A 24,284-nucleotide genomic window follows, 5' to 3' on the forward strand; every position below is an offset into this window, starting at 1 on the left:
TCCTAAAAACGCTCGGGGCAGATGAGCGCATAAAATAGATACGCTGCTGTGCCGATGGCGATAATTAACAATGCAATATTCATGGAAGTGCCTCCTTTATTGGCACCTTGAGCTTAGAGATTGCACGCGTAAAAATTCGAGAGCGTTTGAGGCGTTAACCGTCAAAAAGACGTAAAAAAAGCGTTCGGCGGGCGGCAGCTAGTGAAGAGATTCCCTGGCCCTCACCCATGTCACCTTGAGAAGGTGCTCACCGACCCGTGAGCAAATGAATGAGAACTCTGATGGGTAACTGCCACGCTTTAGGTGATGGGTTTGCGGTGGGATGGGGAAACTAGTGGTGCAGATAGAAGCCAGCGACGAGGTTCTTCCTCGCCGCCATGCGTGAGATACGGGGATAATGAGCGTAGCTTTCGTCGGATGGAGCAGTATTGACGCCAAGCGGCGATAGCCGAGGCGCCAATAACAGGGCGCTCGGCTACTTGGTTCATAAAAACGGTTCATAAAAACGGTTCGTTAAAACGTTTCGCTAAATCTCGACCGCGCGGCCAATAAACTCAATGGGACCGGTGGGCAATCCAGTGGGTGAGCCGGTGTCGTCTTCAAGCGTCAGCTCAAATAGCTGGTTATCCTCAAGGGGAGGCAGCTGATCCAAGCGCAGACGGATCGGCTCACCAGGCTCTACCAAGCCAAGCGATACAGGCGCCTGCCAATCATCTGCTTTGGTCCAGAACTGCAGCGCTTTTCCTTCAGGTACGTTAAACGTACCCAGTGGGATTAGCTCAATTTCCTGGCGTGACGAGGCCTGTACTACCCAGCCAGCCGACTGCGTTTGTGGGGCCAATAGCACCACCATGTACTCTGGCGTCGTCGGCTCGGTGACTTCATTTGCTAACATCACGCCCATCAGCAGCGCAGCCGCCAAGCCAAACCCGGCCGCGCCACGCCACAGCGGCAAACTGTGGCGCAAACGACGGGATCTTGGCGGCGGTTCAGCCGTTCCAGCACGCTTAGCTGGCAATTCTCTTGTCTTTAAACTGCGCTCAATACGTGGCCATAAATAATCTGAAGGCGTGACCGGTGTGGTAATTGCGGTGTAGGGAAAAAAACGTTCTTCCCATGCCATCACGGCTTTTTGAAGCTCGGGCTCGTTGGGTAGCCGAGCTTCCAGTACTTTGCGTTGCGCTAGCGGTAGCGTGCCCAGTACGTATTCACCTGCCAAGGCATGATCGTCTTCGTGGTTATGCTCATGTTGACTGGGCTGAGTCATGCCATACACTCCCGCAAGCGCAACAGGCTGCGTTTTATCCAGGCTTTAACGGTACCGAGGGGGGCCCCAGTATGCGCGGAAATTTCCGCATGACTGAGACCATCAACATAAGCATGGAGTACGCAGTTACGCCGTTCCGGCTCAAGTTGTTCCAAACAGCTATCCATTCGTTGACCGGTTTGCCAATCAAAAGCTTCTTCGGCAACGAAGGCGTGCTGATAATGTTCGTCATGGTCTGATTCGGAGGGAATATCACTATCGAAGGTGACTTCGCGATCACGATAACGTATTGCGTTTAACGCCAAGTGACGCGCAACACTAAAGATCCATGTTCGTGCGGACCCTTTATTGGGGTCAAAACTATCGGCCCGTTGCCAAATATTGAGACAGGCGTCATGAACGATATCTTCCGCCATACCTCGATCCTTGACGATTCTTATGACAACCCCTAACAACCTGGCACCTTCATGAAGATAGAGTTGATGCAAGGCGTCATGCTCGCCGCGAGCACATTGAGCCAGTACAGCAGCATGATCAAATTCTGAAGAAACGTCGGTCAAATCCTAGCTCCCTGGTGACGGCGCCTTCGCCAGTCGTGTTACCCACAGACAGCATAGCCGCAGGGAGCTCGACAAACGAGCCCCCTGCATAAGTAAACTTACTCAGCAGTCCAGAAAATGTAATCTGCTTGATAAGTTACTACGGCGGTCGCACCGTCGTGATCCATATCACACGTTACATCGGGGGCAACGCCGCCCTGAGTGTTAAGGCGTTGAATATAGCTCACGCCGGCCATGGCGCCTTCGCCTTCAGCGGGGTTGGCTTCGACCAGCTGTAGGGGAATATTGCCATCACCGTTAGCGGCCGTGGCTAGTTGGGTGCCGGTAATTTTAGAGCCATCCAGCGCTTCCCAGGTGGCTGGGGGGCCGTAGTAGCTGCCTACCTGGCTGCCGTCGCTATCATTTAGCGCTGCGTGCGGGCCTTTAAATACCCAGCCCATATTGCCATCGTCTTTGGTTTCACACATGTAGGTAATAGCGCCAACACCCACCGTTTCAAGTGCAATCTTATTACCGTCCGGTACCTGGACATCCTCTGGCGTCATATCCGCTAGAGCAACCTGACTGAAGGATGCGATCAATGTGGCGGCCATGGTAGCGCGCGTTAGATGATTAAGTGTCATTCTCAGTCTCCTAAAGGGTTATTATCAGCCGCCTTTAATAGCGGCTGTATAGGGAATACCCGCGAGAAGCACTTTTGGATGCAGTCTGTTTAAAAAAAATTTAAAAAAAAGCCCTGGAGATGATCCAGGGCTTTCTTGCTGTACCAACAACGTAAGCTTGAATGCGGCCTTATTTTCAATAACATCAATAGCTTAGGGCAACTTCAATCCTCGGCTAGAACCACACTTCCGACTGAACGCCGAACGTCCATTGGCCGCCAGTAAAACCATCGTTGCCTAAAGAACTATCGCCATAGTTATTAAGCTCGTCATCCCAATCGCTGAAGGTAGTGAATAGTCGAATTTCTGGGCGTTGCCAAAAGCCGCCCACTTCGGGTTTGAAGGTAGGCGCAATGGTAAACTTACCGTAACTACCCTCCACTGCGTTGCGACCGGCATACCCTTGCGGGTCCAGGTCCATCCACTGATAGCTGGCCTCATACTGCATCTCGAAATTTTGCGTTAGTTCATTCGCTAAGCGTATGTTGATACCTGCCCAGTTATACGTATCGCCGTGGGCGTAACGATCTTCACTCGTTTCAGCCAGGATTGAAGGAGCAACACGCCACTGGGGAGCAAAATAGGTGGTGCCATAGAGCGCTAGGCGAGTAGCCTGGGCGTTGTCGGTAAGCTCACCTCTCGCGCCGATATTTTTAGTTTCAGCGCCTAACCCCTGACCATGCAATACGGCTGCTTTAAAAGTACCCTCGCTCACCCCAAAGAAACTATCGCCATGGTAAGCAATCATGGTATGGAAACCGGTATCGGCAGCCGTTTGTCCCTCTTCGATATCACGTTCATCGTTATCAGCAGCGGACATACCATTAACCATCCACTGCCAATTACCAACGTAATTGTTGGAGGTTAGAATTAAATTATCGGTAGACCCCTCAAGACCGGGGTTCTCATCACTGACAATGGCATAATCGGAAAAGCTCCGGCCATATATTGAAAGGTTGGACTTCCAGCTGTCGGTTAGCTGCATGTCATAGACACCGCCCCCTGTACCGGCGAGAAAAATCACATCACTATCAAGCCAATGAATATCGAAATTGTCGCGGTCAAAACGTTTACCGGCCCAGATAGAAGCGTTTTCGAATACCCCAGTGAAGCTTGGCAAGTCGCTAAATTCGGCGAATACCTGGCGGACATTAATATCAGACTCACCACCGGTCCAGTCATTACTCGAGGTGGTGCCGTCAGCAATCATGGTGCGATAAAGCGCTTTGGCGCCATTATCAAATTGCATACGATAGTCCAAAATTGTTTCAACGTAGGTGTCTGGCTCATTACCCAAGCGCCCCACCGCCCCTCCCTCGCCACCCGCGGGCGTTAAATAGGGGCCAGCATGCTCGCTTTTACCATCTTCGCCGATAAGCAAACCTGAACGAGCATAGGCGCCGAATGAAAAGCCCTCTTCACCCTCGGTGTAACGCTCAACTCTAGCCAATCGCTCTTCAATATCCGCATTACTCTCCGAAGTAACGGAAGTGGTCTGAGTTTGAGTCTGAGCCTCCGCCTTAGCCTGGGCTTGCTCAGCCAACTCGGCACGACGCTCGGCGGCGACAGCACGTTGTTCTGCTGCTTCAATACGTGCTTCCAGCTCGGCAAAGCGTTGCTCGATCGTCATCTGGGCCGTGGCATAACCATTTGCTCCCAGACTGGCGACAGCAATAGCACTCACTAACGGCACCTTGTAAGTTATTTTAGTCATTACTAGTGGCCCCCTCTTTGGCTCACAGCTGCTATTAAACATTGTCGTTATAAAGCTTTTGCTAGCAGCGAATACGGGTTAGCTGTCCATAGATGACAGGCTTTCATGACACCTCAATTGAACATGACGTTGGTACAAACAGTTGCTCTATAAAAATATAGAAGATGTTGCGTTTTAGTATGTACCAGAGAGGGAAATATTCTGTTTTGCCTTATGTAGCAGCAACCGGATTAACTGCCATGCTTGATAACAAGCAGCGCATTGACAGGCTTATTCTGGCTAGTCGATGGGCTGTGAAAGGGCTCGAAAAAGCGTACTTATACTTTCATGCATGTCGAGCTATGAGGGAGCTAACGGAGGGGAGCCGTTGCACCGTGATTGACCACGGTGCAACGGAGAGTGTGCAAAGGTACTGTAAAAAAGAAGTGACTATTTAGCCGTTGCCTGCATTACAAGTGCGGTGTCCAACATGCGGTTGGAGAATCCCCACTCGTTGTCGTACCACGCCATGATCTTGACCAGACGGCCATTCACACGCGTGTGGTTAGCATCAAACGTCGATGAGTTGGCATCATGGTTAAAGTCGATGGACACCAATGGCTCAGCGTTGACGGCCAGTACCGGTGAATTGGCGGCCGCTTTCTCAACGATAGCGTTAATCTCTTCCTTGCTCGTCTCGCGGCTGGCGGTAAAGGTCAGATCAACTAACGATACGTTGATGACCGGTACGCGAACGGCCAGACCATCAAACTTGCCCGCAAGCTCCGGCAAGACCAACCCGACAGCCGCCGCTGCGCCGGTTTTGGTCGGGATCATGGAGTGCGTGGCGCTACGCGCCCGGTAAGGGTCAGAATGATAAACATCGGATAGATTCTGATCATTGGTATAAGCGTGCACCGTGGTCATCAGGCCATTTTCGATGCCTACCCCATCATTTAACGCTTTTGCCACAGGGGCCAAACAATTGGTGGTACAGGAAGCGTTGGAGACCACGGTATGCTCAGCGGTAAGTATGTGATCGTTGACCCCATACACAATCGTCGCATCTGCATCAGGGCTGGGGGCTGAAATCAGTACTCGCTTGGCGCCAGCAGAAATGTGCTTGGCGGCCGCCTCACGCTTGGTAAATAACCCGGTGCATTCCATCACCAGATCAACATCCAGCGTTGCCCAGGGAAGCTGAGCCGGGTCACGCTCCGAGGAAATCGCAATACGATCGCCGTCTACCGTGATGCTCTGCTCATCGTGCTCTACCTTAAAGGGAAAGTGGCCATGCACGGTATCGTGACGCAGCAGATGGGAATTCAAGGCAGGGTCACCCAGATCATTGATGGCGACAACCTGTATGCGGTCACGATAGCTGTTTTCGTATAGCGCGCGCAGTACATTGCGGCCAATACGGCCAAATCCATTAATCGCAACTTTGATTGTCATGATAGCTCCTCATTCACCAGTTAAAGCAAGTGGCGCATTTTGTAAAAAAATTACTAAAAATACGTATTTAAGCGTCATGAGGCAGATAAATTTCGTTACAAACGCCCCAAAAGGCTAGTAAAAATCCAATATGTAGTAAAATTACTATATAAACGCTATCGTAGTCCAATATTTAATTACCCACAATTTAATCACCAACCACGCCCCTATTAAGGAGAGCGCACCCATGACGAGCGCAACGTCCAACACCGCCCCCAAGCCGTCCACTCCCTCTCTTTGTGATCTCCCCCTTGCCTCGCATAGCCCCCTACGACGCACCAAAATTGTGGCTACGCTGGGGCCAGCCAGTGATCGCCCCGGCGTGCTGGAAGCAATGCTTGAAGCGGGGGTCGATGTGGTGCGACTCAACTTTTCACACGGCTCGGCAGACGATCATCGCCGTCGGTTGCTTGAAGTTCGTGAAATCGCCGATCGTCTGGGCCGCAGCGTTGCCGCACTAGGCGACTTGCAAGGGCCTAAAATTCGTATTGCCCGCTTTGTTGAAGGCGCGGTTAACCTCAAGGTCGGCCAATCCTTCATTCTGGACATGGCACTCGATGCCAATAGCGGTACCGCCGAAAAGGTGGGGTGCGATTACAAGACCTTGGCCGACGACGTCACCGAGGGCGACCGCCTGTTGCTCGACGATGGTCGCTTAGTGCTTGATGTGACAAGCGTGGAAGGCCAGCAGGTTCACACCCGGGTTCACGTGGGAGGCAAGCTCTCCAATAATAAAGGCATCAACAAACAGGGCGGTGGCCTATCGGCACCCGCGCTCACCGATAAAGATAAAAGCGATTTAAAAACGGCCATTGAGATCGGGGTCGACTATTTAGCGGTCTCCTTCCCACGCCATGCCGCCGATATGCAAGAAGCGCGTGAATTGCTCGGCGAAGCGGGTAAAGAGATCGGTTTGGTGGCCAAACTTGAGCGCGCCGAAGCGGTGGCGGATGACGTGACGCTGGACGGCATTATCATGGCCTCGGAAGCCGTGATGGTGGCACGCGGCGACCTGGGTGTGGAAATTGGTGACGCCGCCTTGATTGGCACCCAAAAACGCATCATCAAGCATGCGCGCACACTAAATCGCGCGGTCATTACCGCTACCCAGATGATGGAGTCGATGATCACGTCACCACTGCCCACCCGCGCCGAAGTCTTTGATGTGGCCAATGCGGTGCTTGATGCGACCGACGCCGTAATGCTGTCGGCAGAAACCGCCGCGGGTGATTATCCGGTGGAAACCATTGAAGCCATGAACCGCGTTTGCCTAGGCGCTGAACGAGAGCGCGAAGCGCAAGAGTCAGGCCACCGGATTCACGAAGGGTTCGAGCGTATTGATGAGACCATCGCGCTATCGGCCATGTATGCCGCCAACCATTTATCCGGCGTCAGCGCCATTGCCTGCATGACCTCTACTGGCTATACACCGCTAATTGCGTCGCGTATTCGTTCCGCGCTGCCCATTGTAGGGCTCGCCCACAGCCCTATTGCTCAACGTCGCATGGCGCTGTATCGCGGGGTTGTCTCGCTGCCGTTTGATACCACGGACATGGCGCCAGCCGATCTTGATCAGGAAGCCTTGAATTGCTTACAGCGCCACGACTTGGCATACCCTGGCGAGCATGTCATTCTCACCCGGGGCGACCATATGAATGCCCATGGCGGCACCAACACCATGAAGATCCTCGCCCTGGAGAGCGAATAAACGTCTCAACATAAGTAGCTATTAAAAGAAAAATGATAAGGAAAGTGATGCCATGAGTGACGCGCCACCACCCCGCCAAGCTATCCGCACCTTACCAGCGCGTAAGCGAATTGCGTTGATTGCCCACGATGGCAAGAAGAGTGAAATGCTTCAATGGGCGACCCATTGGCAGGATACCCTCAGCCAACACGATCTTATTGGCACGGGCACCACCGCAGAACGTTTAAAAACAGCCTTGGGACTTAGCGTTGAAAGGCTAATGAGCGGCCCATTAGGCGGCGACCAACAGATTGGTGCTCGCATTGCCGAGCAGCAGCTTGACGTGCTGATTTTCTTTTGGGATCCCTTCTCGCCTCAGCCTCACGACCCCGATGTCAAGGCGCTGCTCCGCTTGGCGGCCTTATGGAATGTGCCGGTGGCGTGCAACGCCGCCAGCGCAGACTTCGTGCTTTCATCGCCCTACCTGAGCGAGAGCTACGAGATGGCGATTCCCGATGCCGAGGCATGGGCGCAGGCAAGATCGGTCTAGCCACTGGCCTCGCGGGTACGCAGATGACGGGCCACTACCTGTAATCCGCACTCGTAGTGGCCGCTCATCGCGGCTAATGCGCAGTTAAGCGTTAACTCGGCAATACGGTCATAATCCTGGCTTGCCGAGTTAACCGCCTGAGGCAGAAAATCCAGTAGCCGGTGGTCGCCAAACGTAGCCAAGCGAAGATGGGTAGGCAAACCGCTACGCTCCAAAAACACATCAAACACGCCTTCAAGCAAGGTATACGACGCAGTTACCAGCGCATCAACTCCCTCCTCATCCAGCAACTGCTTCACTAAACGCGCCCCTTCGCCGCGCTCATAGCGTGTGCCGCTTAAAATGAGTGGCTCAACCGGAGTGCCCTTGAGTGCTGCTAGAAAGCCCGCCCGCCGCTCGCGACTAATCGACAAGTCCGGCATCGCTTCCAACCAGGCGACACGCTTGGTTGCATCACCGATGACGGATCGAGTCAAGCTACTGGCCGCCTCCCGGTCGTTACTGACCACACTCGCAAACAGCGCCGGATTCAGCCCACGGTCGACGCCCACAATAGACCAGCCTTCGTCTACCAGGTCGGCGTAGAACGTGTCGTCACCGGGTAGGCAACTCGCGGTGATCAACACCTCACAGCGTTGCGCGCGTAATGCCAATGCCAGCGTGCGCTCGCTCTCTGCGCAGTCGTCCGAACTCACGATCAACAGCTGATACCCCTGCTCTCGGGCACCCCGCTCAAGACGCTTGGCCAGGCGAGCGTAACTGATGTTCTCAAGGTCCGGCACGATAAGCCCCAGCAAACGGCTGGCTCCTCGGCGCAGCGCCGCCGCTTGAGGATCGATGTGATAACGGTGCTGGCGTACCACCGCCATCACTTTTTCAATCGTAGCCGCACTGATACGCCGCTGTTCAGCCTGACCATTAATGACGTAGCTGGCGGTGGTGCGCGAGACGCCGGCTAGCCGGGCAATATCGGCGAGTGTCATGCGGGTTCCTCTTGATGGGGAGTGTCAGTCTATCAGCCGATTAGCACCTATAAGACCAAAGTCTAAAATAACAAGCCTTGTGCCAGTAAGTGAATCGATTCAGCATAGCACCAACCCTAGATGAAACGACAGCAGTGACACGATTCATCTAACGCCTTGAAATATCGCTAAAACGAACACGTTATGTACTCGCCTCTGCCCGTTATGGCAGTCGTCGTCTGAAGTACCCATGCGACAGAGCGCGTTTACAGGAGATCACTATGCTGACACTCGGCCCCGATGACATATTGCTAGGCCGCCACGCTGACCGCTGGCAAACCGCGCTGGACAGTGCTGCTGACGCCCTAGCCGATGCTGGATTCGTTGAGGCCGGGTACCGTGACGGCCTGCACGCCCGCGAAGCTCAGTCATCAACGTTTTTAGGCAACGCCATCGCGATCCCTCACGGTACGCCCGAAAGCCGCCAGCATGTTAAACGCACGGGCGTTCGCGTGTTGCAATTTCCCCAGGGCGTTACCTGGCACGATGGCCAGCAGGTGCATGTTCTGGTTGCCATTGCCGCCCAAAACGATGAGCACCTGGATATCCTGCGCCAGCTTACTCACGTATTGGATCGCGACGGCGTGGCCGAGCAATTAGCCAATGCCACCTCCGCAGTCGAGGTGGCGCGCCTGCTTTCCAAACCTACCCTGGAACCGCGCCTGGATGCCGACACGCTATGCGTCAACTTTCCCGCCCAGGACCCGCACGAGCTGGCTCTGGCGGCGGCCGCTCGCTTACGCCAGAGCGGCAGCGTCGATAATCACTTCATCAGCGCTATTGCCGATGCTCAGCCAACCTGGCTAGGCAAGGGGTTATGGCTTTCCAGCAGCGCACAGGGCGTTAATCAACCCGCCCTTGGCGTTGCCACGCCCGCAGACCACTCTCTGGAACACGCGGGCCATCCTGTGCATGCGCTGTTCTGCCTGGCGGCGCATGGCGACGCCCATCGCCCCTTGCTGGAACAGCTCGTCGCACTGCTTGACAGCAATGCCAGCGACACGCTGCTCACTCGCAGCAGTGATCAACTGTTAGCCCTGCTGGCGGGAGAAACTGCCAGCACGCAAACCCGTCGCGTACGAGTGCTTAACCCGCATGGTTTGCACGCCCGCCCGGCGAAGCAGTTGGTGCAGGTCGCGCGCGACCAGCCGATGGCCATCAAGGTGCGTCTTGAAGAAGGCAGCGCCACGCCAGTATCGGCGGCAAGCCTGACCAAAGTAATTGGCCTGGGCGCCCGACGCGGGCAGTGGCTGGTGTTGTCAGCCGAAGGCGACGATGCGCAGCAAGCGCTTGAGCGCGTGGCCGAAACGATTGAAGCGGGTCTGGGTGAAAAAGTCACGCCGTTTGAAGGTGGCCGGGACACACTGTCAGCCGCCACCACGACAGCGCACACCGTAGCTCCGATCACCCCAGATACGCCTCACTCAGGGATCGCCGCCTCCCCCGGCCTGGCGATTGCGCCGGTGTTTGTCGTCCGCTCACTGCAGTTTGATTATCCTCAGCATGCTGAAGACACCGAACAGCAGCTCACACGTCTAAGCCAGGCTATTCAGGAAGGAGCGGCTCAACTGCGAACTCTGGTGCACAATGCATCGGGTGGCGAAGTAGCCGACATTCTTTCCATGCACGAAGAGATGCTGGATGACCCGGAGCTTTATCACGCGGCCAGCGACGCTATCAGTGAAGGACGTTCAGCAGAAGCCGGCTGGTGGGAAGCCATTGAAACGGCCGCCCACGCCCAGGAAATGCTCGCTGACCGGCTACTCGCAGAGCGCGCTGCCGACCTACGCGATGTAGGTCGTCGGGTGCTTGGCGTACTGTGTGATGTCACGCTGCCTGAACCGCCCGATCATCCTTACATTCTGGTGATGGATGATATCGGCCCCTCGGATGTGGCCCGCCTGGACACCTCCCGCGTACGCGGCCTGCTCACCGTGCGCGGTGGCGCCACGGCACATAGCGCCATTCTGGCTCGCGCCCTCGGCATTCCTGCGGTGGTAGGTGCCGGGCAGGCAGTGATAGCACTTAACAACGCCAGCATGATGATTTTAGACGGCGAGCGTGGTCGGGTGACGTCGCAGCCATCTGAAGAGCGCTTGCAGCGCGCCGAGCAGCAGCTACTCAACCACCAGCAGCGCGAAGCCGACGCGTGGGAAAGCCGCTTTGAGGTTGCCCAAACCCGTGATGGTCACCGGGTCGAAGTGGCTGCCAATCTTGGCAATACCGCCCACGCCGCCGATGCCGTTGAGCGCGGTGCCGAAGGTGTTGGCCTGCTGCGCACCGAATTTCTGTTTATGGCCCACGCCAGCGCACCGGATCTAGCCACCCAGATTGGCGAGTATCGCCAGGCGGTTGAAGCGCTCGACGGTCGTCCGCTGGTCGCGCGCACGCTGGATGTGGGTGGCGACAAACCGCTGCCCTATTGGCCCGTTCCTCAGGAAGATAATCCCTTTTTGGGTCTGCGAGGAATACGCCTGGCGCTCACCCAACCCGACGTACTGGAAACGCAGCTGCGTGCGCTACTCATGGCAGCAGCGCCTGAAGCGGGGTCGGAAAACAAGCCAAAACCGCTGCGTATCATGCTGCCAATGGTCAAGGACATTGCCGAGTTCCGTGCCGTCAAGGTCATCTATGACCGTCTGCTGCAAGAAATCCCCTCCTCCCAACGGGCGAGCGATGTGCAGCTTGGCGTGATGATAGAAGTACCTTCAAGCGCGCTGTTAGCCTCTAGCCTGGCCGCCGAAGTGGATTTCTTCTCCATCGGCACCAACGACCTGACCCAGTACACGCTGGCGATTGACCGTGGTCACCCTGAGCTTTCCGCCCAAGCGGATGGCTTGCACCCGGCCGTGCTGCGCTTGATTCAAATGACCGTCGCGGCAGCGCACAGCCACGGCAAATGGGTTGGCGTGTGTGGCGAGCTGGCCTCGGATGCGGTGGCCATTCCGGTATTAGTGGGTCTGGGCGTCGACGAGCTTTCTGTCAGTGCCCGGCAGATTCCGTTAGTCAAAGCCCGCCTGCGTGAATTTGACCGCGCCGAGGCTCAGGCGAGCGCTCATCTGGCGCTTTCAAAAGCCACCAGTGACGACGTGCGCGACGCGCTGGAGGCGCGCTGATGGCACGTGTGCTCTGTATCACCCTGAACCCGGCGCTGGATTTGGCGTTTAACCTTGAAGCACTGGCGCTTGGCAGCGTCAACCGCCCTACCAGCGCCCAGCTGGACGCAGCGGGCAAAGGCGTCAACGTGGCCCGCGTGTTGGCAGGTCTTGGTCATGAGGTAACCGTCAGTGGCTTTTTAGGCAACGAAAACGATGCTCCCTTCGCACGTGCTTTCAAGCAGTGGGGGCTCGCTGATGCCTTTGTGCGTGTCCCCGGCAGCACCCGCATCAATGCCAAGCTTGCCGAGCAAAGTGGCCGCGTCACCGACATCAACGGCCCTGGCATGCCGATTGAGGCCGAGCATTGTCAGGCGCTAATTGCCACGCTGGATACCGCGTTGGCAAGCGCAACGCCCCCCGAGGCGGTGGTCGTTGCGGGCAGCCTGCCACCTGGGCTGTCATTGGACGCATTTAGCACACTGCTGACGCATTTAAAGGCCAGCGGCGTTCCGCTATGGGTGGATACCAGCGGCCCGGCCCTTAACGCCGCGATCAAAACATGCCCTACGGGCATCAAGCCTAATGAAAACGAGCTTGCCGAATGGGCAGGAAGCCCCCTCGACTCGACACAAGCCCAGTTGGCCGCTGCCAAGCGGCTACATCACAGTGGCATCGCTAATGCACTGATTTCAGCCGGTGCCGACGGCGTGCTGTGGGTTAATGCCCAAGGTGCCTGGCACGCCACGCCGCCCAAGGTGACCGCTTCCAATACTGTCTGCGCCGGGGACACGTTTGTCGCTGGCATGCTTCACGGCTTGCTGACTCATCAGAACGGCCAGCAGGACGCTGAACAAACGCTACGCTTTGCCACCGCGCTCTCGGCAGAGGCTGTGCGCCATGTCGGTGTCGGTAATCCTCATGCAACGGATTTCGACTCACTCTTACAACATACCCGGATACGGCGTCTTGACGACTCCATTACCGAGGGAGCCACACGATGAACGTTATATTGATCACGGCCTGCCCCAGCGGCATGGCTACTTCCTTCCTGGCTGCCAAGCGCCTGGAGCAAGCCGCCCTACGCCAAGGCTGGTCGGTGCATGTGGAAATGCACGCTGAAATTGCCCCGCTGCAGGCCGCCAATGCCGAGCAAATCGCCAACGCTGACCTCATTGTGGTGGCGGCTGACCACGTGCCTGCCCCGGAACGTTTTGAAGGCAAACGCCTGTTTCAGGCGCCGATTGCCAGCGCTCTTCCCGACCCCAGCGAGTTTCTTGCCCAGGCCAAGCGTGAAGCGCCGATTTATAGCGCGACTGCCGCCTCTAGCGTATCTACCGCTGCAAGCAGCGCGGGTGGCAAGAAAATCGTTGCCGTCACCGCCTGCCCGACCGGCGTGGCGCATACTTTTATGGCCGCCGAAGCACTCGCAGAGGCAGGCAAAGCCATGGGCCACGCCATTCGTGTGGAGACCCAAGGCTCAGTGGGCGCACAAGATAAATTAACCGAAGAAGAGATCGCCGACGCCGACGTCGTCGTACTGGCCTGCGATATCGACGTTGACCCATCGCGGTTTGCTGGTAAGCGCATCTACCGCACCTCTACCGGCAACGCACTGAAAAAGCCACGTCCCACCCTTGAAGCCGCGCTAAACGAGGCCGCCATAGAGAGCGGCGGCAGCAATGCAGGCACAGCGAATAAGAGCATCAAAGAGAAAGGCGTTTACAAGCACCTGCTCACCGGCGTGTCCTTCATGTTGCCGATGGTGGTCGCCGGTGGCCTGCTCATTGCGCTCTCGTTCATGTTCGGTATTGAAGCCTTTGAACAGGAAGGTACGCTGGCCGCGGCACTCATGCAGATTGGTGGGGGCACGGCCTTTGCCCTGATGATTCCGGTGCTGGCGGGCTACATTGCCTACTCGATTGCCGACCGCCCCGGCATTGCACCCGGCATGATCGGCGGCATGTTGGCTGCCAATATTGGCTCGGGATTCATCGGTGGTATTTTGGCGGGGTTCCTGGCGGGCTATGTGGCCCTGGCCGTTACTCGCTACATCAAACTACCTTCCAGCGTTGAGTCGCTTAAACCGATTCTGATCATTCCGCTTATCGCCAGTTTGGTCACCGGCCTGACCATGATCTATATCATCGGTGAGCCGGTCGCCGCCCTGCTGAGCGCACTGACCAGCTTCCTGGCTTCGATGGACTCCACCAACGCCGTACTGCTGGGCATTCTGCTGGGTGCCATGATGTGCTTTGATCTGGGTGGCCCGGTCAATAAAGCCGCCTACACCTTTGGCGTCGGCCTGCTTGCCTCGGAAACCTACGGCCCGATGGCGGCCATTATGGCTGCCGGCATGGTGCCCGCCATAGGAATGGGGATTGCCAGCTTTGTAGCGCGCAACAAGTTCTCGGCACCGGAGCGTGAAGCCGGTAAGGCGTCCTTTGTGTTGGGGCTGTGTTTTATCAGTGAAGGCGCGATTCCCTTCGCCGCTAAAGACCCGCTACGCGTGATTCCCGCCTGTATGGTAGGTGGTGCTCTCACCGGTGCGCTGTCCATGTTGGCGGGCGCGCAGTTGATGGCGCCCCACGGCGGTATCTTCGTGCTGCTTATTCCCAACGCGATTACTCCGGCACTGCTCTACCTAGGGGCGATTGTGGCTGGCTCGTTGGTGACCGGCTTGGGTTACGCGTTCATCAAACGTGGTGCGGCCCAGGTCGCCATTGCCACTTAACGGCTTTTAGCAAACGTGAGGGCAGGCGAATATGCCTGCCCTCAACGTTTATAGCTTAAAAACGTAGTTTTACGTATTTAATCCCTGCTTGTATCACCGATACCCTCTACTCTTTATCTTTTTTTATGTAGTATTTTTACATAGCCCACTTTTCGATTTTGATCACCCAATTCACTTATAACAAACGGATCGCCCTATGTTTCAGCTCACTCGTAGTGTCACTTGGCAGGCGCTGGATCGCCTGCGCGACAAAACCGCAAACGACCGCATTCGTGACTACTTCACCAATGACCCGCAGCGCTTTGAGAAAATGAGCTTACGGGTAGGCGGCCTGTTTCTGGACTACTCCAAGCATCACGTATCTGACGAAGTGCTTACCAAGCTGATAGAGCTCGCTGACCACTCCGCCCTGGTACAGCGCCGCGCACAGATGTTCTCCGGCGATATTATTAACGTCACCGAGAACCGCCCGGTGCTGCATACCGCCTTGCGCCATTTAGGCGATGAGCCGGTCTATGTAGACGGCGAAGATGTGATGCCCGAGATCACCCGCACCCGCGAGCAGATCAAGGTGTTCTCGGAAGCGGTGCGCAGCGGCGAGTGGAAAGGCTACAGCGGCAAACGTATTAAAGACGTGGTCAATATTGGCATTGGCGGCTCGGATTTAGGCCCCAATATGGCGGTGCGTGCGCTGTTGAAATATCGTCATCCCGAGCTGCACTTTCACTTCGTTTCCAACGTGGACGGCACGCATATCCAGAAGGTGCTATCGCGCCTTGACCCCGCTACCACGCTGTTTATCGTTTCGACCAAGACGTTTTCCACCCAGGAAACCTTACTGAACGCCAAAACAGCGCGGCGCTGGTTTTTGGAGAACGCTGGCGAAGACGCCGACGTGGGCGCGCACTTTATCGCCGCGTCCACCAACCGCAAAGCGGCCATGGACTTCGGCATTCGTGAAGAGAACGTGTTCGAGTTCTGGGCCTGGGTGGGTGGACGCTACTCCATGTGGTCATCAATCGGCCTGCCGATTGCGCTTTCGATCGGTTTTGAGGGCTTTATCGAACTGCTGGAAGGCGCTCATGAAATGGATAACCATTTCATCAATGCGCCCTTCTCCGAGAACATGCCGGTGCTGATGGCGCTGATCGGTATCTGGTACATCAACTTTATTGGCGCAGAAACTCAGGCCATCGTGCCCTACGACCAGGCGTTGAATCAGCTTCCCTCCTTCCTGCAACAGCTGGATATGGAGTCCAACGGTAAATCGGTGGATATTTTTGGTCACCCGGTGAACTACAAGACCGGCCCAATCGTGTGGGGGCAAACCGGCTCCAACGGCCAGCACGCTTTCTTCCAGCTACTGCACCAGGGCACCCGCTACGTACCCATCGATTTTATCGCCTCGCTGAAACCCGAGCCCGGCGTGGAAGACCATCACTTTGCCCTGCTGACCAATATGCTTGCCCAGGCCAATGCCTTTATGGAAGGCAGCCAAGGCGATAGCAAAGAGCTTAGCCAGCACGACCCTTACAGCTGCCCCGGCAACCGCCCCTCCAGCACGTTACTGCTGGATGAGCTAACGCCGAAAAACCTGGGTGCACTGATTGCACTCTACGAGCACAAGGTATTCGTTCAAGGAGTGATCTGGAACATCAACTCGTTCGACCAGTGGGGCGTGCAGCTAGGTAAGCGCATCGCCGGGGAAATCAGTGAACGCATCGATACCAACGCCGCCGATTTCGACGCCTCGACCCAGGGGCTCTTGGAGTTGGTGCGGGCGCACTTTCCGGGAGGCGATACAGGGCAAAACAACCCAGCCCAACGTAAAAAGAGAGCGAAATAGGCTGGATTGACAGGCTCGCGTTTCTTACAAGGTGTGACTAGCGAGTCCACAAAAGACGCCCCGCCGGGCTTTATCCGGCGGGGCGTCTTCATTTCACATGGCGGCTTTGACGACCACTCGCCGGATCAGAAGCGCTTGCCCAGGCTCAGGAACAGCGCACTGCTGCGCGCGTCGTCGACGTCAACATTCGCGCCAACTTGGGCATCGACGCCGCCTAGCGTAGCGCGTATGCCGGCATCGATTTCGACGTAGTCGCGATCAAAATCGAGCCTGGGAACGCGGTAGTCACCCAGTTGCGGCACGCTTTGCAGCGTGGCACTGGCCCCCTCCTCCTTCTCGAACTCGCGGTTGTAGCTCAGCTGCAGGTAGGGATTGAAGCTCGGCCCATTACGCCGGATTTGCCAGCCAATACGGCCCACCAGCGACTCGACCTCCCGATCGGGATAGCCAAGCGCGGTCGAGGAGCGTGAGGACTCATCATAACCGTCCAGCTCCACGCGCTGCCAGGTCAAGCCCGCGATTGGGCCGGTGCGCACATCGCCCACGAGGGTCGAGAAAGGGCTGAACTCATAGCCGGCGTTGAGCGCACCCGTCAGATTCTTTCCGTCCGGCGACCCCGTATGGTGGCGGGTCGCGCTACCTAGCTTGACCTCGCGGTCGATGTCGACATCCAGCCAGGTGTAGCTCAACTGGGCATTGAGCCAGGCGTTGTTGGCGTACCAGCCCGAGAAGAGCCCCAAGGTGGTGTCCCGACGCTGAAAATCTCCCCGCCCGCCGCCGAAGTCGCCATCCTGATCCCCGTAGCCGACAAACCCGCCCAGCACGAACCCGTCCTGGTGCCAGTCCATGCCCAACAGACCCGCCGGCATCGCGGTGTCGTAAAGATCCCCCGAGTCGAGCTTTTGGCGTTCGGCGCGCAAATCGCCCCACCAGCGAAGACCATCGTCCAACGGCACTGCATTCAGGTGTTCCGCGACTCGGTTGGCACGGGCCCGCCCGCTGAGCACCGCCGAGTGAGTCACCAACTGCTGCAGTTGCGGCGCCTCTATCATCGACACTACGTACTCGCCGATGATGCGATGGGTCGCGCTCGAGGGATGGACTTCATCGGCGAACATGTAGCGCTGTCCGGCGTCCGGTGTGACCAGCGTCGTCGGGTTGCAAAGCGGCAGCGGCAGCGTGCAGGCGGGGTCAGTCACGTTGGTGAAACCGTAGTCGCCGGGCGCGGCGGCCACCTCCTGCAACAGCGTGAAGGTGTCGACCGGGATCACCTCGGCACCGCTCCCTGCCACGGCGGTGTAGAGTGTTTCATTGTACTGCCTGGCGAGCGCAGTGGCGCCAGCGCGGGTGGCAGGGTCGCTGTTGAAGCGCGGGGTCAAACCCAGGTCGGGAATGTTGAAGAGCAGCACATGGCGGGCGCCGGCATTCTCGAGTGTGCCGATCACCTCGGCAGTCCCGAAGGCGGCATTGGCGATGACACTAGCGGCATCGGCCCCTTCCCCCACCGTAAACAGATCGTTGGCTCCGGCCCAGACAGCGTAGAGTGTGCCGCTCTCGGCGACACCGCCGGTCGCGGCAAGATAACTCGCCAGCTGGTCGCTCACCGATGGCGCCGCGCCGAACAGGCTGCCAGACGGGGCGGATACCCGCGCGCCGCCGACGGCGTAGTTATTGCCTCCGTTGTTGGCGGGCGCGGCGTTACTGCCATAGCGGGCGGCGACCCGCTCGGACCACACCGGTCCGGGGTTATCGGTGAAACGACCGACGAAATTACGCTGCCCGGGCAAAATGGGAAGCAGTTGTTCGATGGTATCGCGATAATAACCACTGTCGGTCAAGCTGTCGCCGAAGAACACGGTATTGTCGAAGGTGTCGTTAAAAGAGGTATCTGCAAGCGTCGAAAGCGGCAGTAAGCCGGCTCCGATGAAGACTCCCAGCGCCAGGCGCCGGTCACGTAACGTTGGCATGACATCAATCCCTTGATTGCTATTGTTTGTATCGCTGGGCGATGGCCGGCTGCATACAAACGACAAAGAATGAACTCGAACGGTCAATGGGTTTATGACACAGCGTCTTGTTCACGGCAAGGACAGCCGCTTCAGACTGTTACTCTCCCACTAAACACCCGTTATTGAGGAGCTTTTAAGGTGCTTGTCACCGCGAGTATTCGCATTATCTAAAGATACTGTTGACCAGGCCGATAGTTAGGCTTTAGCGCTCGCGTCATTCTGCGTGCCTGGACTTCATCGGTTTTGATTATAGCCGCATATTCCCCTTCCAAATTCGCCAGTGACATGGCATGTACATCGTCCGCTGAGCGATTGGTACCCGCGTAATCCCGTTTGGCAAAGGCAAACGTGGCATCTGCCACTACCTGCACATCGAAGCCTAAATTGCCCGCTGTACGGGCAGTAGCTTCCACCGAATTATTGGTGCTGACGCCCACCATTACCAGTTGATCAATATCGCGTACGCGCAACCAGCGCTCTAGCCCTGAGTGAATGAAAGCGTCCGGCACGTTTTTCTCGACCACGTGCTCGGTTGTCAGTGGTGACAGCGCTGGCTGAAACTCTGCGCCTGGCTGACCAGGCCAGAAGGGAGAGCCGGGCGTGCGGGAAATATGGCGCACATGCACCACCGGCAGACACGCCTCTCGCCACACGTTTAGCAGGCGCGAGATATTTTCCTCGGCGTGAGGATTGTTGCGCTCACCTGCGGCGGGGCCGCTCATGCCACGCTGCATATCGATGATGATCAAGGCGATTGTTCTTGCACTGTCCAAGCGTTTCAACCTTTGCTGTGGATGATTGCAGTCGGCGATCTTGCCATATCCGTGCCAATGATTTGCTTAACAACTACCTAAGTTACTCAAAATATTTTAACCGTAGGTAAAGAGCTCCCCAAAAGCGTGCGCCTAGCATCAGCACCAAGGCCAGTACTGCCACTGTCAGTGAGCCATAGGCAATGCCGCCGCCCCACGCCCACTGGTTAATCACCGCCCCGATATGCTGAATAAAAAGATATACCCCGATCAAGAAGCTTCCGGCGCGCACTAGACCACTTTCACTGATCGGAACCCTGGCGTCATCGGTGCTTGATGTACCGTGAATTTTACTCGCCAGTGAGTTCGCGCTAACCCAAAGCGCCACACCAGCCAGAAGAGGAATTCCTACGCCTGCCAATACCGCTTGCCATTCAACTTCGAGCTGGGGAGTAAACAGTAACGGAGAAACACTTAAGAGCGGATTCAAGACAAGATAGAGTGCCAGTATCCGTATCAATAACACTGAAAAAGGCCGCATGACGTTACCTGCTCATCAAAATATCTTTTACAGGTTAACGCGAGTATCTGAATAACGCATCGCCCCGGCTCATTCGAACCGAGGCGATGCAGGCCGTGCTTATAGTGTTGTCGTCCACCAGCCTCGGCATAGAACAGTTACGTTGAGGCAACAACGTTACCGCGCCAATGCCTCGGCTTCCGTCTGTCACGATAACCACTTTTGACATGTTGTTTCCTCGTTGTGACCAGAGCTGCTAATCAAGCTGTCGCAGTAAACGCCAGATAGTGGCTTGGATGGTTTCATGATGTAACTTTTCAGTTGGCGCATTTCTTATTATTGATTTCTTTCAACTTCACAACTACTGTATATAAAAACATATAGCCATTAGAGCACAGAGGTAGCCGCTAATGTCGTCCGATCAAGCCTGCAGCGTGTCAGTCGTGCATAAAGGTCGCGGAGCTACCTATGGCCCGCACAACCGTTTTTCGCCCACCCATAGCGTTGCCGAAGACGACGGCTGGTGGCGGGAGGAAACCTCTACGACCATCGCTACGGAAGTGCGTGAAGAAGTGAGTAAAAGTGCGCTGTCATGGAATAAATCGCCTGATTTGCCCTTTGACCGCTCACTAAATCCTTATCGAGGCTGTGAGCATGGCTGCGTCTACTGCTTTGCAAGGCCCTCTCACGCCTACTGGGATCTCTCGCCGGGACTCGATTTTGAAACCAAGCTGATTGCCCGCAGCGGCTTGGTAGAACGATTGACAGAAGAGCTTGCTCACCCCAACTACGTATGCCGCCCCATCAACCTTTCCGGCAACACCGACTGTTATCAGCCCTTAGAGGCTACCCACCAAACCACACGTCGTTTGCTGGAACTGCTGTTGGAATGCCGTCATCCGGTAACGCTGGTGACAAAAAGCACCTTGGTGTTGCGCGATTTAGAGCTACTGGCGGAAATGGCCGAACACCGGTTGGTGCGCGTATTTGTTAGTTTGACCAGTCTGGATGCCAATTTGAAACGCACCTTAGAGCCGCGGGCGGCATCACCTCAGGCACGCTTACGAGCCATTCGTGAACTGAATGCCGCTGGCATCCCGGTAGGCACGCTGATTTCGCCGGTTATTCCCGGCTTGACCGATCATGAAATTGAAAAGCTATTGGAAGCGGCTAGCCGAGCCGGCGCACGAACGGCGGCTTGGATGCTATTGCGCTTACCTTATGAAGTGGCGCCCTTATTTGAGGCGTGGCTAGAAGCCCATTATCCCGAGCGTGCCGCTAAAGTAATGAGCCTTATGCGCCAGTGTCGCGGCGGTAAAGCCTACGACGCCAAGTTCGGAAAACGCTTTCGTGGGGAGGGGGTCTTTGCTGATTTAATCGCGCAGCGCTTTGACCGCGCCAGCCGTCAATGGAAACTACAAGGGCGAACAGAGCAGGGCTTGAACACGCGTGATTTTCGTCCGCCACGGGCGCAGGGGGATTTATTTTATTAAACTGGCGTTCCAGCTCTTCTCGAGGAATATAAATGCCCCCGCTTAGCAAAACCAAATCGAGCTTTTATCGCCGCTTATACGTGGCCTATTTGATTGACCAAGGGGTGGCCAGCGTGCCTGCCTTAATCGAGGCCACCGGCATGCCTCGGCGCACTGCCCAGGATACCATTACCTCTCTTGCTGAGCTGGATATTGAATGCGCCTTTAGCAAAGATGAGGGCGAGCGGCACAACATCGGTCGCTACCAGATACGCGATTGGGGGGCGATAGACCCGCGTTGGGTGGCAACCCATGCAGAACAACTGAAGCAGTCACTGGGTTATGGGTAATTCAAGGCGTTAAGCGCCGTCATCAGCCTCCGACCAGGCCAGTCGCGCGGCATTCAGCGTTACGCTTAGCGAACTTGCCGCCATGGCAAGCACCGCGACTAACGGGGGGATCGCCATGATTAACACAATCCCGAGCGCCAACGTATTGTAGAGCGCTGAGAAAAACAGGTTTTGAACCATAATGCGCCGTGTACGCTTTGCAATACTAATGATGCGTACCACGCCGCCGACCCCAGCCGTGGTTAATTGAGCGGCGGCGCCTTCGCGGGCAGCATTACTTGCGTTTAACGGCGCGATACCCACATCGGCCGCGGCGAGGCTCAAGGTATCGTTTAAACCATCGCCCACATAGAGAGTGGGTGATGGCAGTGCTTGTAACAGCCGCGCCTTGGCTTCGGGAGCGCGCTGCGCATAGCAAGCCTCACGGGTAAGTCCAATTCGCTCAGCTAACCAGCTCACCGGTCCTTGCCTATCACCGCTGATCATCGCCACAACATAACCCGATGCCAGCAGGCGCTTCACGCTAGAGCCCGCGTCATCAACGGGCTGGTCGCTAAGATAGAACGTGGCTAGCCAGCCGTCTGCGTCTGCTAACACCACTTGGGATGCATGGGGTTGGGTGACGTCTTCTGCCTGGGGAGGTAACACGATGTGCTGCTTTGCAAGCCAACTGATGCTACCCACCGTCAACCATTCGCCGCTTTCAAGCTGTACGCGACGCCCTTCGCCCGGCGATTCGTTTATCTCAATGAGCTGCTCGCTGACCTGCTCCTTAAGCGGTGTAGGCTGACTGCCCGGCCAGCGTGCCAGGGCTTGTGCCAGGGGATGGTCACTTCCCACCACGGCAGCGCTGAGCTTGCGGTGAAGGTTAGCCGCATCGACACCTTGTCGAGCCTGCCAATCCACTACCGAATGGTGACCATTGGTGAGCGTACCGGTTTTATCCAATGCCACCGAGCGCAGGCGCGCCAGGGTTTCAAGCGCGCCCGGGTCGCGCAGCGCTATTCCTTGCTGCATGGCCTGACCACTACCCGCCAGGCTTGCCAACGGCACCGCCAGACCAACGGCGCAGGGGCAAGCGACCACCAATACCGACAGTGCCCGTACAAAAGCCTCTTCCCAGCCCAGCCCTAGCAACAACGCGACAGGCAGCGTCAGCATTGCAAGCACCAGCGCGAGCGGGCTTAACCAAGCGGCAAACCGGTCAGCAAGCTTCTGCATTTCGCCCTTTTTGGCCTGGTAGCGGCGCATTTCATCGCACAGCCGATCCAAGCGACGCTGGCCTACTCCGGCGCTTACCTGAATGACCAACGGTGCTGTACCCAGATAACGACAGCCAGCATAGACAGACTGACCGCTTGAAACATAACACGGTAAGCTTTCCCCGGTGAGCGAGGCAGTATCTAACCAGCCAGGCGATTCCAGCATGCCATCCAGCGCGACCACTTCTCCTGGCGCTAGCTCCACTCGCATGCCTCGGCTAACATCACCGATGGGCAGTGACTGCCAGCGCTCGTGTTGCCATGCATTGACGTTGCCATCAGGCAAAGCCAGGGCATCCAGCGCCTTGAGCCCCCGGTGGCGGCACAGCGTTTCTACCAGTCGCCCCACCAGTAACAGCACAATCAGCATGACCGCCGTATCGAAATAGACCTCCGAAGAGCCATTCGCTAACAGCCCTATCGAGACAGTCACCGCGCCCCAGACACCCAAGCTGACAAGGACATCCATGCCGGGGCGTTTGGCGAGTATTGTGCGCCATCCTGCGCGGTAAAAAGGCAAGCCGGAAAACAGCACCACCGGCAGTGAAAAAGCCCCCGACACCCAAGCGACTATCTGCTCAACCTGCTCACTGGGTAGTGCCCCCGCGTATATCAATATTGAGGCCAGCATGGCCCACATGCCGAACAACGCCCCCACTATTAACCTCAGTGTTAAATAGCGGCTCTCCTCTTCCAGGCGCGCATGAGCATCGGCCACTGGCTCCAGTGCGGTAAGCCGATAACCCAGGCGCTTAATATGAGAGGCAAGCACGGAAAATCCCGTGGCGGTAGGCATACCGTTGACGTATAGCGTGGCGCTTGGATAGTGGACACTAACATCATGCAAGCCGCTAAGCCGCTTAAGAGAACCCTCTATTGCCAGTGCGCAGCTTGTGCACCACATGCCATGGAGGGTGTAGAGTTCTCCATCCTGACTATCTATCTTATCGCTTACAGGCAAGGCGGAATGCCTAAAACAGGCAGTGCCGCAAAGGCCACACCTAGGGCAGAGAACAGGTACAGTCCAGCAGACAACCTTGCATTAAAACGTAACCGCCCTTCATGGCGCTTAGCGATGCGCCAGCAGCCCACCGTTAATAGTGCTAATAGCGCAGTGGCGGCAACGCTAACCAATAGCAGCATGGCATTGATCAGCGTAAATACACCTTTCTCGGGGTCAGGCGGGATGACTTCACAGGCGACAGCGTGGCCACCATAAACCGTCACAAACCAACCACTCCAGAGCGTTAGGCCAATCACAAAGTGAAGTGGATGGGTTAAGTGTAAGCGTTGCATGGTAGACATCATC

20 protein-coding genes are annotated in these 24,284 nt (G+C 56.5%); 8 read left to right on the forward strand and 12 right to left on the reverse strand.

Annotated features, from left to right (window positions below; translation table 11 throughout):
- Window positions 1–2 precede the first annotated feature (2 nt).
- From kdpF to gap, 6 genes are all read right to left on the reverse strand, one after another.
- Window positions 3–83: a K(+)-transporting ATPase subunit F gene (gene kdpF / locus ACFFLD_RS13210; protein ID WP_386041564.1), complete on the reverse strand. Its 81-nt coding sequence runs from the start codon at window positions 81–83 to the stop codon at window positions 3–5.
- Window positions 84–526: 443 nt separating this feature from the next.
- Complete coding sequence (locus ACFFLD_RS13215) at window positions 527–1,267, reverse strand: anti-sigma factor (protein ID WP_386041379.1); 741 nt, start codon at window positions 1,265–1,267, stop codon at window positions 527–529.
- The gene (locus tag ACFFLD_RS13220) at window positions 1,264–1,827 is read right to left on the reverse strand and encodes a sigma-70 family RNA polymerase sigma factor (protein ID WP_386041381.1); all 564 of its coding nucleotides are present in this window, start codon (window positions 1,825–1,827) and stop codon (window positions 1,264–1,266) included. The genes ACFFLD_RS13215 and ACFFLD_RS13220 overlap by 4 nt, the downstream gene beginning before the upstream one ends.
- Window positions 1,828–1,925: 98 nt before the next feature.
- The gene (locus ACFFLD_RS13225; protein WP_386041383.1) at window positions 1,926–2,450 is read right to left on the reverse strand and encodes a DUF3455 domain-containing protein; all 525 of its coding nucleotides are present in this window, start codon (window positions 2,448–2,450) and stop codon (window positions 1,926–1,928) included.
- 214 nt (window positions 2,451–2,664) lie between these two features.
- On the reverse strand, window positions 2,665–4,203 hold the full coding sequence (locus ACFFLD_RS13230) for a carbohydrate porin (protein ID WP_386041386.1): 1,539 nt from the start codon (window positions 4,201–4,203) through the stop codon (window positions 2,665–2,667).
- Between the two features lie 429 nt (window positions 4,204–4,632).
- Window positions 4,633–5,637 carry a type I glyceraldehyde-3-phosphate dehydrogenase gene (gene gap, locus ACFFLD_RS13235; protein WP_386041388.1) on the reverse strand — a complete coding sequence of 335 codons (1,005 nt, stop codon included), beginning with the start codon at window positions 5,635–5,637 and terminating at the stop codon, window positions 4,633–4,635.
- Between the two features lie 226 nt (window positions 5,638–5,863).
- Here gap and pyk point away from each other — a divergent pair, with 226 nt between their 5' ends.
- Both pyk and ACFFLD_RS13245 read left to right on the forward strand, forming a co-directional pair.
- Entirely contained in the window at window positions 5,864–7,384 is a 1,521-nt protein-coding gene (pyk, locus tag ACFFLD_RS13240; RefSeq protein WP_386041390.1) for a pyruvate kinase, read from the forward strand.
- A 52-nt stretch (window positions 7,385–7,436) separates the two neighbouring features.
- Window positions 7,437–7,913: a methylglyoxal synthase gene (locus ACFFLD_RS13245; protein WP_386041392.1), complete on the forward strand. Its 477-nt coding sequence runs from the start codon at window positions 7,437–7,439 to the stop codon at window positions 7,911–7,913.
- On the opposite strand, the gene cra is transcribed toward ACFFLD_RS13245, so the two are convergent.
- Window positions 7,910–8,896 carry a catabolite repressor/activator gene (cra, locus tag ACFFLD_RS13250; protein WP_386041394.1) on the reverse strand — a complete coding sequence of 329 codons (987 nt, stop codon included), beginning with the start codon at window positions 8,894–8,896 and terminating at the stop codon, window positions 7,910–7,912. The genes ACFFLD_RS13245 and cra overlap by 4 nt on opposite strands.
- 260 nt (window positions 8,897–9,156) lie before the next feature.
- Between cra and ptsP the strand changes: the two genes are divergently transcribed.
- The 4 genes from ptsP to pgi all read left to right on the forward strand — a co-directional run bounded on the left by ptsP (window position 9,157) and on the right by pgi (window position 16,610).
- On the forward strand, window positions 9,157–12,051 hold the full coding sequence (gene ptsP, locus ACFFLD_RS13255) for a phosphoenolpyruvate--protein phosphotransferase (protein WP_386041396.1): 2,895 nt from the start codon (window positions 9,157–9,159) through the stop codon (window positions 12,049–12,051).
- Window positions 12,051–13,034: a 1-phosphofructokinase gene (gene pfkB / locus ACFFLD_RS13260; RefSeq protein ID WP_386041398.1), complete on the forward strand. Its 984-nt coding sequence runs from the start codon at window positions 12,051–12,053 to the stop codon at window positions 13,032–13,034. The genes ptsP and pfkB overlap by 1 nt, the downstream gene beginning before the upstream one ends.
- Window positions 13,031–14,764 carry a PTS fructose-like transporter subunit IIB gene (locus ACFFLD_RS13265; RefSeq protein ID WP_386041400.1) on the forward strand — a complete coding sequence of 578 codons (1,734 nt, stop codon included), beginning with the start codon at window positions 13,031–13,033 and terminating at the stop codon, window positions 14,762–14,764. The genes pfkB and ACFFLD_RS13265 overlap by 4 nt, the downstream gene beginning before the upstream one ends.
- 196 nt (window positions 14,765–14,960) lie before the next feature.
- Entirely contained in the window at window positions 14,961–16,610 is a 1,650-nt protein-coding gene (gene pgi / locus ACFFLD_RS13270) for a glucose-6-phosphate isomerase (protein WP_386041402.1), read from the forward strand.
- 125 nt (window positions 16,611–16,735) lie between these two features.
- Here pgi and ACFFLD_RS13275 read toward each other — a convergent pair whose 3' ends face one another.
- From ACFFLD_RS13275 to ACFFLD_RS13285, 3 genes are all read right to left on the reverse strand, one after another.
- Window positions 16,736–18,577 carry an autotransporter domain-containing protein gene (locus ACFFLD_RS13275; protein ID WP_386041404.1) on the reverse strand — a complete coding sequence of 614 codons (1,842 nt, stop codon included), beginning with the start codon at window positions 18,575–18,577 and terminating at the stop codon, window positions 16,736–16,738.
- Window positions 18,578–18,786: 209 nt separating this feature from the next.
- Window positions 18,787–19,392 (reverse strand): cysteine hydrolase family protein, encoded by a 606-nt coding sequence (locus ACFFLD_RS13280; RefSeq protein WP_386041406.1) that lies wholly within the window; start codon window positions 19,390–19,392, stop codon window positions 18,787–18,789.
- A gap of 82 nt (window positions 19,393–19,474) precedes the next feature.
- Entirely contained in the window at window positions 19,475–19,912 is a 438-nt protein-coding gene (locus ACFFLD_RS13285; RefSeq protein ID WP_386041408.1) for a hypothetical protein, read from the reverse strand.
- A gap of 389 nt (window positions 19,913–20,301) precedes the next feature.
- Between ACFFLD_RS13285 and ACFFLD_RS13290 the strand changes: the two genes are divergently transcribed.
- Both ACFFLD_RS13290 and ACFFLD_RS13295 read left to right on the forward strand, forming a co-directional pair.
- The gene (locus ACFFLD_RS13290) at window positions 20,302–21,384 is read left to right on the forward strand and encodes a PA0069 family radical SAM protein (protein ID WP_386041411.1); all 1,083 of its coding nucleotides are present in this window, start codon (window positions 20,302–20,304) and stop codon (window positions 21,382–21,384) included.
- 32 nt (window positions 21,385–21,416) lie between these two features.
- Window positions 21,417–21,713 (forward strand): winged helix-turn-helix domain-containing protein, encoded by a 297-nt coding sequence (locus tag ACFFLD_RS13295; protein WP_386041413.1) that lies wholly within the window; start codon window positions 21,417–21,419, stop codon window positions 21,711–21,713.
- Between the two features lie 9 nt (window positions 21,714–21,722).
- On the opposite strand, the gene ACFFLD_RS13300 is transcribed toward ACFFLD_RS13295, so the two are convergent.
- Together ACFFLD_RS13300 and ACFFLD_RS13305 are read right to left on the reverse strand one after the other, a co-directional pair.
- On the reverse strand, window positions 21,723–23,879 hold the full coding sequence (locus ACFFLD_RS13300; protein ID WP_386041566.1) for a heavy metal translocating P-type ATPase: 2,157 nt from the start codon (window positions 23,877–23,879) through the stop codon (window positions 21,723–21,725).
- Between the two features lie 47 nt (window positions 23,880–23,926).
- Window positions 23,927–24,283, reverse strand: a complete 357-nt coding sequence (locus tag ACFFLD_RS13305; RefSeq protein WP_386041415.1) for a hypothetical protein — start codon at window positions 24,281–24,283, stop codon at window positions 23,927–23,929.
- Between the last annotated feature and the right edge of the window lies 1 nt (window position 24,284).

It is taken from the genome of Vreelandella sulfidaeris (assembly GCF_042429665.1).
Lineage (GTDB): Bacteria > Pseudomonadota > Gammaproteobacteria > Pseudomonadales > Halomonadaceae > Vreelandella.

What these genes read in the sequence shown, in the direction of transcription:
- pyk (WP_386041390.1), top strand. Translation starts at nt 5,864, where the DNA reads ATGACGAGCGCAACGTCCAACACCGCCCCCAAGCCGTCCACTCCCTCT.
- ACFFLD_RS13275 (WP_386041404.1), bottom strand. Translation starts at nt 18,577, where the DNA reads ATGCCAACGTTACGTGACCGGCGCCTGGCGCTGGGAGTCTTCATCGGA.
- cra (WP_386041394.1), bottom strand. Translation starts at nt 8,896, where the DNA reads ATGACACTCGCCGATATTGCCCGGCTAGCCGGCGTCTCGCGCACCACC.
- ACFFLD_RS13230 (WP_386041386.1), bottom strand. Translation starts at nt 4,203, where the DNA reads ATGACTAAAATAACTTACAAGGTGCCGTTAGTGAGTGCTATTGCTGTC.
- ACFFLD_RS13285 (WP_386041408.1), bottom strand. Translation starts at nt 19,912, where the DNA reads ATGCGGCCTTTTTCAGTGTTATTGATACGGATACTGGCACTCTATCTT.
- ACFFLD_RS13225 (WP_386041383.1), bottom strand. Translation starts at nt 2,450, where the DNA reads ATGACACTTAATCATCTAACGCGCGCTACCATGGCCGCCACATTGATC.
- ACFFLD_RS13290 (WP_386041411.1), top strand. Translation starts at nt 20,302, where the DNA reads ATGTCGTCCGATCAAGCCTGCAGCGTGTCAGTCGTGCATAAAGGTCGC.
- gap (WP_386041388.1), bottom strand. Translation starts at nt 5,637, where the DNA reads ATGACAATCAAAGTTGCGATTAATGGATTTGGCCGTATTGGCCGCAAT.
- ACFFLD_RS13265 (WP_386041400.1), top strand. Translation starts at nt 13,031, where the DNA reads ATGAACGTTATATTGATCACGGCCTGCCCCAGCGGCATGGCTACTTCC.
- kdpF (WP_386041564.1), bottom strand. Translation starts at nt 83, where the DNA reads ATGAATATTGCATTGTTAATTATCGCCATCGGCACAGCAGCGTATCTA.
- ACFFLD_RS13305 (WP_386041415.1), bottom strand. Translation starts at nt 24,283, where the DNA reads ATGATGTCTACCATGCAACGCTTACACTTAACCCATCCACTTCACTTT.
- ACFFLD_RS13215 (WP_386041379.1), bottom strand. Translation starts at nt 1,267, where the DNA reads ATGACTCAGCCCAGTCAACATGAGCATAACCACGAAGACGATCATGCC.
- pgi (WP_386041402.1), top strand. Translation starts at nt 14,961, where the DNA reads ATGTTTCAGCTCACTCGTAGTGTCACTTGGCAGGCGCTGGATCGCCTG.
- pfkB (WP_386041398.1), top strand. Translation starts at nt 12,051, where the DNA reads ATGGCACGTGTGCTCTGTATCACCCTGAACCCGGCGCTGGATTTGGCG.
- ACFFLD_RS13245 (WP_386041392.1), top strand. Translation starts at nt 7,437, where the DNA reads ATGAGTGACGCGCCACCACCCCGCCAAGCTATCCGCACCTTACCAGCG.
- ACFFLD_RS13300 (WP_386041566.1), bottom strand. Translation starts at nt 23,879, where the DNA reads ATGTGGTGCACAAGCTGCGCACTGGCAATAGAGGGTTCTCTTAAGCGG.
- ACFFLD_RS13295 (WP_386041413.1), top strand. Translation starts at nt 21,417, where the DNA reads ATGCCCCCGCTTAGCAAAACCAAATCGAGCTTTTATCGCCGCTTATAC.
- ptsP (WP_386041396.1), top strand. Translation starts at nt 9,157, where the DNA reads ATGCTGACACTCGGCCCCGATGACATATTGCTAGGCCGCCACGCTGAC.